The organism is Brenneria izbisi, assembly GCF_025840185.1.
Classification (GTDB): Bacteria; Pseudomonadota; Gammaproteobacteria; order Enterobacterales; family Enterobacteriaceae; genus Brenneria; species Brenneria izbisi.
In genome coordinates, this window is sequence record NZ_JAMPJU010000062.1 from 1 (window position 1) to 268 (window position 268).

The window sequence follows — 268 nt, forward strand, 5'->3', positions numbered from 1 at the left end:
CCGGTGACCGGCGCGCCCACGGTGGCGGTGACGGTAAAGGCGCTGCCTTCGGTCACCTGATTATCCGAACTCAGGGTGATGGCAGTGGTATCGACCGTATCCGTCACGGTGACGGTTGCGGTGTCGCTGCTGTCCAGTTGTTCAAAGTTATGCGCGCCACTGTCGGTTACACTCACGGTGTAACTTTCACTGTCCTGATAGGCATCATCGCCCTGCACCGCAAAGGCGGTTGAGGTGCCAACCGCGCTGTTGGCGGCAAAGGTGATGG

Annotated in this window: 1 protein-coding gene; it reads right to left on the reverse strand. The window is 60.1% G+C overall.

Features of this window, described 5'->3' with window-relative positions; translation table 11 throughout:
- The coding region (locus tag NC856_RS17750) for an immunoglobulin-like domain-containing protein (protein WP_264091717.1) at positions 1-268 on the reverse strand (268 nt) is incomplete at both ends.